The organism is Mesorhizobium sp. EU05-FHT14A09 (assembly GCF_058790995.1).
In genome coordinates, this window is record NZ_JBYTDF010000002.1 from 436,889 (window position 1) to 449,882 (window position 12,994).

11 protein-coding genes and 1 riboswitch are annotated in these 12,994 nt (G+C 63.1%); of the genes, 6 read left to right on the top strand and 5 right to left on the bottom strand.

Annotated features, from left to right (window positions below; translation table 11 throughout):
- Positions 1-10: 10 nt before the first annotated feature.
- Together AC3WTO_RS09555 and AC3WTO_RS09560 are read right to left on the bottom strand one after the other, a co-directional pair.
- The gene (locus AC3WTO_RS09555) at positions 11-301 is read right to left on the bottom strand and encodes a Dabb family protein (protein WP_492460465.1); all 291 of its coding nucleotides are present in this window, start codon (positions 299-301) and stop codon (positions 11-13) included.
- Positions 302-533: 232 nt separating this feature from the next.
- The gene (locus AC3WTO_RS09560) at positions 534-662 is read right to left on the bottom strand and encodes a hypothetical protein (protein WP_492460466.1); all 129 of its coding nucleotides are present in this window, start codon (positions 660-662) and stop codon (positions 534-536) included.
- Between the two features lie 294 nt (positions 663-956).
- Here AC3WTO_RS09560 and AC3WTO_RS09565 point away from each other — a divergent pair, with 294 nt between their 5' ends.
- On the top strand, positions 957-2,213 hold the full coding sequence (locus AC3WTO_RS09565) for a class I SAM-dependent methyltransferase (protein ID WP_492460467.1): 1,257 nt from the start codon (positions 957-959) through the stop codon (positions 2,211-2,213).
- Positions 2,214-2,266: 53 nt separating this feature from the next.
- Here AC3WTO_RS09565 and AC3WTO_RS09570 read toward each other — a convergent pair whose 3' ends face one another.
- Entirely contained in the window at positions 2,267-4,246 is a 1,980-nt protein-coding gene (locus tag AC3WTO_RS09570; RefSeq protein WP_492460468.1) for a bifunctional 2',3'-cyclic-nucleotide 2'-phosphodiesterase/3'-nucleotidase, read from the bottom strand.
- Positions 4,247-4,461: 215 nt separating this feature from the next.
- Between AC3WTO_RS09570 and AC3WTO_RS09575 the strand changes: the two genes are divergently transcribed.
- The gene (locus AC3WTO_RS09575) at positions 4,462-5,121 is read left to right on the top strand and encodes a 5-formyltetrahydrofolate cyclo-ligase (RefSeq protein WP_492460469.1); all 660 of its coding nucleotides are present in this window, start codon (positions 4,462-4,464) and stop codon (positions 5,119-5,121) included.
- Here AC3WTO_RS09575 and AC3WTO_RS09580 read toward each other — a convergent pair.
- Together AC3WTO_RS09580 and AC3WTO_RS09585 are read right to left on the bottom strand one after the other, a co-directional pair.
- Entirely contained in the window at positions 5,096-6,358 is a 1,263-nt protein-coding gene (locus tag AC3WTO_RS09580) for an NAD(P)/FAD-dependent oxidoreductase (protein WP_492460470.1), read from the bottom strand. The genes AC3WTO_RS09575 and AC3WTO_RS09580 overlap by 26 nt on opposite strands.
- An 86-nt stretch (positions 6,359-6,444) precedes the next feature.
- Positions 6,445-6,918, bottom strand: a complete 474-nt coding sequence (locus AC3WTO_RS09585; protein WP_024924815.1) for an Lrp/AsnC family transcriptional regulator — start codon at positions 6,916-6,918, stop codon at positions 6,445-6,447.
- 159 nt (positions 6,919-7,077) lie between these two features.
- On the opposite strand from AC3WTO_RS09585, the gene ald reads away from it, so the two are divergent.
- The 4 genes from ald (at position 7,078) to gcvP (ending at position 12,956) form a co-directional block, all read left to right on the top strand.
- Positions 7,078-8,193 (top strand): alanine dehydrogenase, encoded by a 1,116-nt coding sequence (gene ald / locus AC3WTO_RS09590; RefSeq protein WP_129414695.1) that lies wholly within the window; start codon positions 7,078-7,080, stop codon positions 8,191-8,193.
- Between the two features lie 220 nt (positions 8,194-8,413).
- Positions 8,414-8,500: riboswitch (glycine riboswitch) on the top strand.
- A 154-nt stretch (positions 8,501-8,654) separates the two neighbouring features.
- Positions 8,655-9,755, top strand: coding sequence for a glycine cleavage system aminomethyltransferase GcvT (gene gcvT, locus AC3WTO_RS09595; protein WP_492460471.1), 1,101 nt, complete (start codon positions 8,655-8,657; stop codon positions 9,753-9,755).
- A gap of 6 nt (positions 9,756-9,761) precedes the next feature.
- The gene (gene gcvH / locus AC3WTO_RS09600; protein WP_492460472.1) at positions 9,762-10,130 is read left to right on the top strand and encodes a glycine cleavage system protein GcvH; all 369 of its coding nucleotides are present in this window, start codon (positions 9,762-9,764) and stop codon (positions 10,128-10,130) included.
- A gap of 15 nt (positions 10,131-10,145) precedes the next feature.
- A complete protein-coding gene (gene gcvP, locus AC3WTO_RS09605; protein ID WP_492460473.1) occupies positions 10,146-12,956 on the top strand; it encodes an aminomethyl-transferring glycine dehydrogenase in 2,811 nt (936 codons plus the stop codon).
- Positions 12,957-12,994: the final 38 nt, after the last annotated feature.

Consider the following 12,994-nt stretch of genomic DNA (forward strand, 5'->3'; position numbering starts at 1 on the left):
CACGGATCGTTTAGCCGCCCGCCACGACATCCGCTGAGAATCGCAACTCGCGCATCGGACGGACTTTGTTGGTCGTTTCCGAATAGATCGGATGCGCCTTGTAGGCGGCGAGTGCGGCGGCGTCCTCGAACTCGGCATAAACCACGATGTCGATCTTGTCGCACATCGGATCGACCTTGGAGTTGAGCGTCACTTCGAACAGGCGTGAATGCGGGATCTGCCCCAGGGCCAGCAGGCCGGCACGGACGTTTTCGACATCTTCGGCTGGCCGCACGCTGAAAAATACGATGTGCCGGATCAATCCAGTCTCCCTGCACCTTGCTCACGCGATGTTGCCCAGCGGAATGGTGCGCTCTAGAGCATTTTGTAGGCAAGCGGAATCACTTGGCGTTACAAAAATGCGTCGAAAACAAGAACTTAGAGCGTTTCCGCGTTTCAGCGAAAGACGGAAACGCTCTAGGAGAGTTTCTGGGCCAGCGACAGACGGGCGTCAACCGGCAGGTTGTCGCGGCAGGCCGGCCTGATCCCCGGAATCAGCCGGTGACGTAGGCAACCGCGTGTTTGACGCTCTTCGTTCCCGCATCCATGTAGCGGCCGTGGTTGTAAAGGCCGTCCCAGATCAGGAAGAAGGCGATCGCAGCGATGAAGATGACGAGGCGCATGAGCCGATATTAGCCGATTTCGATTACCACAATCATAACTTCATCATGCCCCCGATGCGTCAGCCGCGAGCACGACTGGTGCCCCAACCGGGCTCCGCACCTGCCCCTTGCCAGCGGCGGCGACACGATAGAAAATCGTCAATGGAACCATCATGAAGCGGACGGGCCCTGCCGGGCGCGCCGTTTTGTTGTTTTTCGGGAGAGGAAATCCGCGCCGTGCAAGGCACTGCGCAGCAACAAATGGATCCAATCAGGAGCGGCAGAGGGAATTGCTTCTGAACAGGAGGGGACTTTATGAGTGAGAATCACCGAACTGCGACGCCGATGACGGACGCCATCCGCCTCGACGAGCGCAACTTCGCCGAAATCGTCAAAGGGCTGCCTGCCAAGGCACGCATGGTGTTCAGGGCTGCCATGGCCATGCCGCGCGGCACGCTCAAAGTTCGTATGCCCGACGGTCGCGCCGTGCTCGTCGAAGGCAAGGCGCCGGGTCCTAACGCCGAGCTGGTGCTGAACAACTGGCGCCTGCCAAAGCGTGCTTTTACAGGTGGAACGATAGGTGTGGCCGAATCCTACATGGACGGTGACTGGGAAAGCCCGGATGTGACGAGCTTCCTGGAGCTTTTCGTGGTCAACACCGAAACCGGCGAAAAAGTGGCCGGCGGAGCCAGCTGGATCGTCAACACCGTTCAACGGATCCGTCACTGGCTGAACGAGAACACCCGCACCGGCTCGAAACGCAACATCTCCGCGCATTACGATCTCGGCAACGCCTTTTATCAAAACTGGCTCGACCCGAGCATGACCTATTCGTCGGCGCTCTATTCGACCGGCGCCAATGACCTGGAAAGCGCACAGGCCGCGAAATACCGGGCCCTTGCCAAGGACATCGGCATCGGCACGCAGGACCATGTTCTTGAAATCGGCTGCGGCTGGGGCGGCTTTGCCGAGTTTGCCGCGCGCGAGATCGGCTGTCGCGTCACCGGCCTTACCATCAGCCGCGAACAGCACGACTTCGCCAAGGCGCGAATCCAGCGCGCGGGCCTTGCCGACAAAGTCGACATCAAGCTGCAGGACTATCGCGACGAAACCGGCAAATATGACCGCATCGCGTCGATCGAGATGTTCGAGGCGGTCGGCGAAAAATACTGGTCGACCTTCTTCGGCAAGGTGAAGGAGTGCCTGAAACCCGGTGGCACCGCCGGCTTCCAGATCATTACCATCAACGAAGCCGCCTACCAGACCTATCGCGTCCGGCCGGATTTCATCCAGCGTTACGTCTTTCCGGGCGGCATGCTGCCCACGCCGACAATCCTGAAATCACTCGGCGCCGATCATGGCCTCGCCTATCTGGCCGAACGTGTCTTTGCCCAGGATTACGCGCGCACGCTGGCAGAATGGCGCCAGCGTTTCTGGTCATCGTGGGAGCGTATCGTTCCACTCGGTTTCGACGACCGCTTCAAGAAGCTCTGGGAATTCTACCTCCACTATTGCGAGGCAGGCTTCCGCTCGAGCTACATCGACGTGCGCCAGGTCATCTACAAGGCCTGAACCAGGCATTTGCGGCCGCCGAAACAGGCGGCCGCGGACCCTCTACCCGGCAATTACAGCAGAATACGATACCGTGCGAAGCCGTTCTCGGCTTCGCCTGCCGGCTCGATCTTGAGCGTCTTGACCTGGCTGATGAAATCTCGCGCTTTGGCGCCCGTTTCAAACACCACGCTGGTTCCCGGCAGCGGTACAAACGACCAGTTGCCGTCGGCGGATGGGTTGATGGTGCCCTCAGCCACGATGTAGCGCACGATAACGTCACGATTGGTATCGGGGGCCTCGTAGATCACCTTGCCCTGGTTGATCTCGGGGAAGTTGCCACCGCCACCGGCGCGATAATTGTTGGTGGCGACGACGAATTTCTGCGCCGGATTGATCGGCTTGCCGCCGAACGTCAGGTCCTTGATCCGGTTGGAGCCGGCATTGACGACATTTCCCTTGGCGTCATACTTCGGCGGCTGCGACAGGTCGATCCGATAGCTGACGCCGTCGATCACATCGAAATTGTAGGATGGGAAATCCGTGTTGATCAGCGGCTGGTCGGTCTTGCCCGTTTCGATGTGCCTGAAGACACCGGCCGACATCTCGAGCCATTCCTGCACCTGTGCGCCGGTGATCTCCACGGCACGCACCGTATTGGGATAGAGATAGAGATCCGCGACATTCTTGATGGCGATGTCACCGGCCGGCACGTCGGTATAATAGTCGGCGCCACCACGGCCACCTGCCTTGAAAGGCGCGGCCGCCGAGAGCAGTGGCAGGTCCTTCCACCGCGTGCTCTTGAGGATATCCTTCAGATACCAGCTCTGCGCCTGGCTGACGATCTGCACCGAGGGATCGTCGGCAACCAGTGCGAAATAGGAATAAAGCGGCGCAGACGTCTTGCCGACCGGGCGGCGCACGTAAGCCAGCGTCGCCTCGTGGTCTTCCTTCAGCACATCGACCACGCTTTTCACGTCCTCGACGATTGCCTTGTTCTTGTTGTCGACGCGCTCGAAGATCGGCCGTGCTTCCGATGTCGCCGAAACGACGCGCCATTTTCCGCCGTCACGTTCGAGCAGCAGGTCGACCAGCCCCATATGGGAGCCCCAGAAGCCGGCCATCACCGCGGGCTTGCCTTGCAGCGTTCCCTTTTCGGTGTCGACGCCGGCAAGCTGCTGGAAGTCCTTCTTGCCGGGAAAGACTAGATGCTGATGGCCGGTGAAGACCGCATCGATGCCTTCCACCCCGGCAACGAAGAACGAAGCATTCTCCATCATGTCGGCCTGCTTGATGTCGATGCCGGAATGGGAGAGCGCGATGACGATATCGGCCCCCTCTTCCTTCATCTGCGGCACCCACGCCTTGGCCGCCTCGACGATGTCGCGGGTCATCACATTGCCGGCGAGATTCTTGGCGTCCCACACCAGGATCTGCGGCGGCACGAAGCCGATGACACCGATTTTGATCGGATGTTCGGCTCCGGCGCCGTCCTTCAGCATTTTGTCGAGGATCAGATACGGCTTGAGATAGAGCTTGTCGTCGCGTGGGTTGGCGGCCTTCTCGGTGCCGCGGATCAGATTGGCGCAGACAAACGGGAACTTGGCGCCCGCCAGCACCTTGTCTAGGAAGGACAGCCCATAGTTGAACTCGTGGTTGCCCAGCGTCGAACAGGAATAGTCCAGAAGGTTCATGCCCTTCATGACGGGATGGACATCACCCTCTTTCATGCCTCGCTCATAGGCGACGAAATCGCCCATCGGACTGCCCTGCAGCAGGTCGCCATTGTCGACCAGCATCGAATTGACGGCCTCCTTGCGCACGGCGTCGATCAGCGCAGCGGTACGCGACAGACCGAGCGTGTCATTCGCTTTGTCGGCGTAATAATCATAAGGCAGCAGGTTCACATGGATGTCGGTCGTTTCCATGATCCTGAGATGGGCCTGGTTGGCCGCGGCGCGCGCCGAAAACGGATGCAGCATGATCAATGCTCCGGTTGCGGCTGCACCCTGTAGCAACGCGCGGCGGGACATCGGCGGGAGCGGTTCTGACATGACGGATGATCTCTTCGCTTGCGTTTTGCTACCCTATCGCCCAGCGCAAATCTTGCGCTAAAACCGTCGCAAGTCCAGCAGGCCGACATGACGCCCATGCGACGAAAGACCGAGGAATACGACCTCCCTGGCCCCGGATATGTCGTGATACGATAAACCTGCGCAAACGTGCAGGCATAGGCTTGAGGGCGAACGATCGACACAGGGAGATCGGCATGGGCGACAATGACGAGACGACACCGGCGCAATACGCTTCGCCACCCTGTTTCATGCATGAGCTCGACCCAGCCTTCCGGCAGCCGCTTGCCGACTGGAGCGACGTGCGGAGGTGGCGCAAGGCAGAACGCGAAAGACTGATCGCGGCGCGGCTCGCCATCCCGGCCGATGTCCGCACCGCGATGGCCAGGCGCATCGCCGAAGGGCTCGATGCGGCGATCGGCAATGTTGCCGGCAAAATGATCAGCCTCTACTGGCCGTTCCGTGGCGAGCCGGATCTGCGTGGCTGGATGGAAAGTGTCAACGAACGTGGCGGGCGCACCGCGCTGCCCATCGTCGTCGAAAAGGGCCAGCCGCTGATCTTCCGCGCCTACAGACATGGCGACGCGCTGGAACGAGGCGTCTGGAACATCCCGATCCCGGCCATTGGCGATCCGGTCGTTCCCGACGTCGTCATTTCACCGATCGTCGGTATTGATCCCGACAGGTACCGGCTGGGTTATGGCGGCGGCTTTTTCGACCGGACGCTCGCGTCTCTGCCGCGCAAGCCCCTGGTGATCGGCATCGGATACGAGATGCAGCGCATCCCGACCATCTATCCCCAGCAGCACGACATCCCGATGGACGTCGTGGTTACGGAGACTGCCGCCCCTGCGTGATCAGCCGCGCGCTCCTCTGGCCTGTCGTGTAGATCCATAGCCAGCTCAGCGCCACCGCGATCCGGTTCCGCAGGCCGATCAGGAAGAAGATGTGGGCAATGCCCCACAGCCACCAGGCCAGCCACCCCGTCACGCTGAAGCGACCGAAATCGATGACGGCGGCCCGCTTGCCGATCGTCGCGAGATCGCCCTGATGTCGATAGACGAACGGCCGTCTTGCATTGTCTCCGGCCAGTCGGCTCTTCAGCGTCGCGGCGACATGGCGTCCAGCCTGCTTTGCGGCGGGAGCTATTCCCGGCACCGGGCGGCCGTCACCACGCTTGGCCAGTGCGGTATCGCCGACGACGAAGATTTCCGGATGCCCGGGCACCGTCAGATCGTCCTCGACAACCACCCTGCCCGCTTTGTCGGCTTCCGCGCCCAGCCATTGCGCGGCTGGTGACGCTGCGACGCCGGCGGCCCAGATGATGGTGCGCGCTGTCAGCCTCTGACCGCCGAACACCACGCCGTCGCCATCGCAGGCCGAAACGGCACGGCCAAGCTCGACGGTCACGCCGAGCTTTTCCAGCGCCGATTTGGCATAGGCCGAGAGAGCCGGCTTGAACACCGGCAGGATGCGCTCACCAGCTTCGATCAGCACGACCTTGGTGTCGCGGGTATCGATGTTGCGGAATTCCTCTCGCAAGGTGGCGTGCGCCAGCTCCGCGATCGTTCCGGCCAGTTCGACGCCGGTCGGACCGCCGCCGATGATGACGAAGGTAAGCAAGGCCTGGCGTGTCGCCGGGTCGGTTTCGCGCTCGGCCCGCTCGAAGGCGAGCAGCATGCGACGACGGATCGTCGTCGCATCTTCCAGCGTCTTCAGACCGGGGGCGAATTCTTCCCACTCGTCATGGCCGAAATAGGCATGCCGCGCTCCTGTCGCCAGCACCAGCGTGTCGTAAGCGATGCGGCTGCCGTCAGTCAGCAGCACCTGCTTGTTCTCCCTGTCGACACCGGCCACCGTCGCCAGCAAGGTCGTCACTGCCGGCTCGCGGCGCGCGAGATGGCGGACCGGCCAGGCGATTTCGGACGTCGCCAGCGAGGTCGTCGCGACCTGATAGAGCAATGGCTGGAAAAGATGATGGTTGCGCTGGTCGATCAGCGTCACCCGCACCGGTGCTTTGCCGATCGCCCTGACGAATTCCAGGCCGCCGAAACCGGCGCCGACCACGACGACATGATGGGGTTCGCTGTTCATCGCAACATCTTTTGTGCATCGCAGCAAACATGCGGGCGCAGGCGCGGAATTTCAAGCAGTCCGGAGATTGAGACCGGCTTTGCCGGCTATGCCATTTCCGGCTTCAGCCCCATCGCCGTGCGATCAACGATTTCGCGCAGCGCGAAGGAAGAGTTGATCTTCGTCACATGTGGCATGGCTGAGAGCCACTCCTTGTGGATGCGCTCATAGTCGGCGAGGTCGCGGGCAGCGATGCGCAGGATATAGTCGTATTCCCCCGACATCAGATGGCACGACAGCACGTTCGGGCAGCGTTTGATCGCCGTCTCGAAATCCGACAGCGTCTTCTCGAACTGGCCGGAGAGCGATATATGCACGATGGCCGTCATCTGATGGCCAAGCGCGGCATTCGACAGGCGCGCGTGGTAACCGCGAATGGCGCCGGATTTCTCCAGATTGTCGAGCCGACGCGAGCAGGCCGACTGCGACAGCCCGACCCGCTCGGCAAGCGCTGCGTTGGGGATGCGACCATCCTTCTGCAGCGTGTCGAGAATAGCGATATCAATCTTGTCCAGCGGCATTCTTCGCGATTCCTGCGAAAAAGTAATGGCTTCGCGCAACGACTAACGAATCGAGGTCGTATCAGCAAGCGCATTCGCAAACACATGCAACCCGATTGGTGGTTCACTGGTCTCCTTACAGGGAGAAGGTCCGCCAGGACCAAGAGGAGATCACTCACCATGCGCGTCGGTTGCCCCAAGGAAATCAAGAATCATGAATATCGGGTCGGCCTGACGCCGGGCTCGGTCCGCGAATATGTCGCCCACGGCCATGAAGTGCTGGTCGAGACCGGCGCAGGTGCCGGCATCGGCGCCGACGACAACGCCTATCGCGCCGCCGGTGCTGCCATCGCCAAGACCGCCGCCGACGTCTTCGCCAAGTCGGACATGATCGTGAAGGTCAAGGAGCCGCAGCCGAACGAGTGGGTGCAGCTGCGCGAAGGCCAGATCCTCTACACCTATCTCCACCTTGCTCCGGATCCGGAGCAGACCAAGGGCCTGCTGGCCTCCGGCGTCACCGCCGTTGCCTACGAGACCGTTACGGACGACCGCGGCGGCCTGCCGCTGCTGGCACCGATGTCCGAGGTCGCCGGCCGCCTGTCGATCCAGGCCGGCGCCACCGCGCTGCAGAAGGCCAATGGCGGCCGCGGCGTGCTGCTCGGCGGCGTGCCGGGCGTGCTGCCGGGCAAGGTCGCAGTCATCGGCGGCGGCGTCGTTGGCCTGCATGCGGCCAAGATGGCTGCGGGCCTCGGCGCCGATGTCACCATCCTCGATCGCTCCATCCCGCGTCTGCGCTACCTCGATGACATCTTCGGCGGCCGCGTGCACACGCGTTATTCCACCGTCGAGGCGCTCGAAGAAGAATGCTTCTCGGCTGACATCATCGTCGGCGCCGTGCTGATCCCGGGTGCGGCAGCCCCCAAGCTGGTGACCCGCGAGATGCTGTCGGGCATGAAGAAGGGCGCGGTTCTCGTCGACGTCGCCATCGACCAGGGCGGCTGCTTCGAGACCTCGCACGCCACCACCCATGCCGAGCCGACCTATGTGGTCGACGACATCATCCACTATTGCGTCGCCAACATGCCGGGCGCCGTGCCGGTCACTTCGGCGCATGCGCTCAACAACGCCACCCTGCACTACGGCCTGCAGCTGGCCGACAAGGGCCTGAAGGCCATTCTTGACGACCACCACCTGCGCAACGGCCTCAACGTCCACAAGGGCAAGATCACCAACAAGGCCGTTGCCGAAGCGCTCGGCTATGAGATGGTCGAACCGAAGGCCGTCCTCGCCGCCTAACAACAGCTGGCGGCACCGCCGCCCCGATCCTTCCTTCCAGCGCCGCCGGAACAGTCTCGTTTCGGCGGTTCTTTTTTGCGCTGGGGCTTTCACGGGCAATCACGTTCCCGTGCAAACGCCACCGGCGATGTTTCAAGCCTCGACAAAATCTGTCGCGCAGAGGTGACAATCCGTCGCGGTCGGGCTAAGGATGAGTCGTCTGGGGCTTCGCGAGGGGCTCCACTTGTTTGCGGGAGAGAGCAGCGCGAGCTGCCGCCGAAGGGGAAATCGCCCGAAATCTCTCAGGCAAAAGAACCGTAAACGGGAAAGACACTCTGGAAAGTCGAGGGCACCAAAACCCTCGCGCCGAAGGTGTAAGCGTTTCCGACAGGGTTCCGGGGCGCGAGTCTCTCAGGCTTCAGACAGAGGGGCACGGAGCGGTCGCATCCAGCGGCCGACCATCGTGCTGCTCTGGAGAAGACATGACGGGCGAAGTCACCAAGACCCTTCCACTTGAAGATCTGCATCAGGCCGCAGGCGCCAAATTTGGTGCCTTTGCCGGCTGGTCCATGCCGCTGACCTATCCGGCCGGCGTCATGAAGGAACACCTGCACACACGCGAGCATGTCGGCCTGTTCGATATTTCGCACATGAAACTGTTCGCGGTCAGCGGTCCCGGCGCCGCCGCCTTGCTCAACCGCGCCTGCCCGATCGACGCCGAGGCGCTGGAAGTCTCGCAGTCCAAGCTCACCTTTTTCCTGAACGACCAGGCCGGCATCCTTGACGACCTCATCGTCACCCGGCTGGGCGTCGACCGTTTCATGGTTGTCGCCAATGCCGGCAACGCGGTCGCCGACGAGGCGCATCTCAAGGCGCTCGCCAGGGATTTCGACGCCAGGGTCGAACCGCTCGACCGCGTCTTCCTCGCCATCCAGGGGCCTGAGGCCGAGGCCGTCCTGGCGAAAGCCGGTGTCGACGGCAGCGCACTCACCTTCATGCATGGCTTCGAGCCGAAGCCGAACTGGTTCATGACCCGTTCCGGCTACACCGGCGAGGACGGTTTCGAGATCGGCCTGCCGGAAGCGGACGCGCGCGCGCTGGTCACGCAGCTGCTGGCCGACGAGCGCGCCCTGTGGATCGGCCTCGCGGCACGCGACAGCCTGCGGCTCGAGGCAGGCCTTTGCCTGCATGGCAACGACATCAGCCCGGATACGGATCCGGCGAGCGGCGCCCTGATATGGGCCGTGCCGAAGGAAATCCGCGCCGCCGGAACCTTCATCGGTGCCGCAGCGCTGCGCGCTATCCTAGAAAAGGGCGCTGCACAAAAGCGCGTCGGCCTGAAACCCGAGGGCCGCCAGCCGGTGCGCGGCGGCGCTGCCTTGTTCGACGCCGACGGCAATCCCGCGGGCACCGTGACCTCCGGCGGTTTCGGCCCGTCTGCCGGCCACCCGGTCGCCATGGGTTACGTTTCCACTGCGCTGGCCAAGGCCGGCACCAAGCTGTTCGCCGACGTTCGCGGAACCAGGGTTCCGGTCGAGGTCAGCGCCCTTCCCTTCACGCCTCACCGTTACCGCAAAGGATAATTTGCAATGGCCAAGACCTATTTCACCGAAGATCACGAGTGGCTGAGCGTCGACGGCAACGTCGTTACCGTCGGCATCACCGACTATGCGCAGGAACAGCTCGGCGATCTGGTCTTCGTCGACCTGCCGGAAATCGGCCGCAAGCTCGCCAAGGGCGACACCGCTGTCGTGGTCGAGTCGGTCAAGGCGGCTTCGGACGTCTATGCGCCGCTCGATGGCGAAATCACCGAAGTGAACGGCGCGCTCTCCGGCGATCCCGCGCTGGTCAACTCCGCCGCCACCACCGACGGCTGGCTCTGGAAGATGAAGCTCGCCGATGAAAGCCAGCTCGCCGGACTTCTCGATGAAGCCGGTTACAAAGCCCATATCGGCTAAGCAGGACGTGAAACCATGACCGCTGCCCCTTATCCCTTTTCGACCCGGCATATCGGGCCGAGCGTGACCGACGCTCGCTCCATGCTGGCCACCATCGGCGTGCCATCCGTGGAAACGCTGATCTCGCAGGCCGTGCCCAAGTCGATCCGGCTCGATCGCCCGCTCGACCTGCCGGCCGCGGCTTCCGAAGCCGAAGCCCTCACCGAACTCGCCGAGAAGATGGCGACCAACGTCGTTCTGAAGAGCTTCGTCGGCCTCGGCTATCACGGCACGCACACGCCGCCGGTGATCCTGCGCAACCTGTTCGAGAATCCGGCGTGGTACACCGCCTATACGCCTTACCAGGCCGAGATCAGCCAGGGCCGCCTGGAGATGCTGTTCAATTTCCAGACGCTGGTAACCGAGCTCACCGGCCTGCCGGTGGCGTCCGCTTCGTTGCTGGATGAGGCGACCGCGCTCGCCGAAGCGGTCGGCATGGCCTACCGCCACCACCGCGACAAGCGCGCCAGGATCGCCTTCGCCGGCAAGCTGCATCCGCAGACCCGCGACGTCGTCATCACTCGCGCCGAGCCGCTCGACATCGAGGTCGACGGCGACGTCATCGACGACAACACCGCAGCCCTGGTCGTAGCCTGGCCGGACACCTATGGCGTCTATGGCGATCATTCGGCCAAGATCGCCGAAGCCAAGGCGGCAGGTGCCGTTGTCATCTTCGTCGCCGATCCATTGGCTCTCGTCGTCAGCGACACGCCGGCCAATCTGGGCGCTGACATCGCGGTCGGATCCATGCAGCGCTTCGGCGTGCCGATCGGTTTCGGTGGACCGCACGCGGCATACTGCGCCGTTTCGGACAAGCTGACGCGCCTGATGCCCGGCCGTCTGGTCGGCCAGTCGGTCGACACCAAGGGCCGGCCGGGCTTCCGCCTCGCTTTGCAGACCCGCGAGCAGCACATCCGCCGCGACAAGGCCACCTCCAACATCTGCACCGCACAGGCGCTGCTGGCGAACATGGCGACCGCCTACGCCATCTGGCACGGGCCGGAAGGCCTGCAGAGCATCGCCGAGCATGTTCATGGCCTGACGGCGCGGCTGGCTGCGGCCCTCAAGGCCAAGGGACACACCGTCCTGGGCGACAGCCGCTTCGACACGGTAACGGTCGAACTGAAGGGACGGGCCAAGGAGAAAGCCAAGGAAGCCCAGGCCGATGGACGCCTTTTGCGCATGGTGAACGACGACCTCGTCGGCATCTGCTTCGACGAAACCTCGACCGAAGCCGACCTGCAGGCGATCGCCGCCCTGTTTGGCGCGACGCTTTCCGATAAGGCGGAACGGCAACTGCCGGGCAAGCGCGCCGTGCAGGGTTTCCTGTCGCAGCCGGTCTTCCACCAGAACCGCTCCGAGACCGACATGATGCGCTTCCTGCGCAAGCTGGCGGACAAGGATCTGGCGCTCGACCGCACCATGATCCCGCTCGGCTCCTGCACCATGAAGCTCAATGCCGCCGCCGAGATGATCCCGGTCAGCTGGCCGAGCGTCGCCAACATGCATCCCTTCGCGCCGAAGGCCCATTCGAAGGGCTACAAGGCGATGACCGATGATCTCGAGCGCTGGCTGTCGGAAATCACCGGCTTCCAGGCCGTATCGCTGCAGCCGAACGCCGGCAGCCAGGGCGAATATGCCGGCCTGCTGGCCATCCGCCGCTACCACGCCTCGCGTGGCGAAGCGCACCGAAACATCTGCCTCATCCCCTCCTCCGCGCACGGCACCAATCCGGCCAGCGCGGCGATGGCGGGCATGGAAGTGGTGGTGGTGCGCTGCATGGAAAGCGGCGACATCGACATGGAGGACATGCGCGCCAAGGTCGCCGCGCATGCCGCCAACCTCTCCGCCCTGATGATCACCTATCCTTCGACGCATGGCGTGTTCGAGGAAGGCGTGAAGGAGCTGTGCCAGCTCATCCACGACAATGGTGGCCAGGTCTATCTCGACGGTGCCAACCTCAACGCGCTCGTCGGCCTCGCCCGTCCGGGCGACATTGGCGGCGACGTCTGCCACATGAACCTGCACAAGACCTTCTGCATCCCGCATGGCGGCGGCGGTCCAGGCATCGGGCCGATCGGCGTCAAGTCGCATCTGGCGCCATTCCTGCCCGGTCATATCGACCTCGGCACGGAATACCCGGTCTCGGCGGCGCCTTACGGCAGCGCTTCGATCCTGCCGATCACCTGGATGTACATCCGCATGATGGGCGGCCAGGGCCTCAAGCAGGCGACGGAAGCGGCGATCCTGTCGGCCAACTACATCGCCAAGCGGCTCGAAGGGCACTATCCGGTGCTCTACAAGGGCGCCAACGGCCGCGTCGCGCATGAGTGCATCCTCGACACCCGCGTGCTCAAGGACAGCGCTGGCATCACCGTCGACGACGTCGCCAAGCGCCTCATCGACTATGGCTTCCACGCGCCGACCATGTCCTGGCCGGTGGCGGGCACGCTGATGGTGGAGCCGACCGAGTCCGAGCCCAAGCATGAGCTCGACCGGTTCTGCGAAGCGATGATCTCCATCGCCAACGAAGCCGGCAAGGTCGCCAGGGGCGAATGGCCGCAGGATGACAATCCGCTGGTCAATGCCCCGCATACGGCAACCGAGACGCTTGCCGGCGAATGGGCTCATCCCTATTCGCGCATGGAAGCCGCCTACCCGGCATCCGATCCCGATACCGCAGCCAAATACTGGCCGCCGGTGTCACGCATCGACAATGTCGCGGGCGACCGCAACCTGGTGTGTTCCTGCCCGCCGGTTTCTGAATATCTCGGCGCCGCCGAATAAGGCGGCCTCATCAGGCTAACCGAACCCCTCGCGATCCG

Bases quoted from the DNA above. Each gene is read 5' to 3' on its own strand.
- AC3WTO_RS09560 (WP_492460466.1), bottom strand. From the start codon at position 662: ATGCGCCTCGTCATCTTCATCGCTGCGATCGCCTTCTTCCTGATCTGG.
- AC3WTO_RS09565 (WP_492460467.1), top strand. From the start codon at position 957: ATGAGTGAGAATCACCGAACTGCGACGCCGATGACGGACGCCATCCGC.
- AC3WTO_RS09570 (WP_492460468.1), bottom strand. From the start codon at position 4,246: ATGTCAGAACCGCTCCCGCCGATGTCCCGCCGCGCGTTGCTACAGGGT.
- AC3WTO_RS09575 (WP_492460469.1), top strand. From the start codon at position 4,462: ATGGGCGACAATGACGAGACGACACCGGCGCAATACGCTTCGCCACCC.
- AC3WTO_RS09580 (WP_492460470.1), bottom strand. From the start codon at position 6,358: ATGAACAGCGAACCCCATCATGTCGTCGTGGTCGGCGCCGGTTTCGGC.
- AC3WTO_RS09585 (WP_024924815.1), bottom strand. From the start codon at position 6,918: ATGCCGCTGGACAAGATTGATATCGCTATTCTCGACACGCTGCAGAAG.
- ald (WP_129414695.1), top strand. From the start codon at position 7,078: ATGCGCGTCGGTTGCCCCAAGGAAATCAAGAATCATGAATATCGGGTC.
- gcvT (WP_492460471.1), top strand. From the start codon at position 8,655: ATGACGGGCGAAGTCACCAAGACCCTTCCACTTGAAGATCTGCATCAG.
- gcvH (WP_492460472.1), top strand. From the start codon at position 9,762: ATGGCCAAGACCTATTTCACCGAAGATCACGAGTGGCTGAGCGTCGAC.
- gcvP (WP_492460473.1), top strand. From the start codon at position 10,146: ATGACCGCTGCCCCTTATCCCTTTTCGACCCGGCATATCGGGCCGAGC.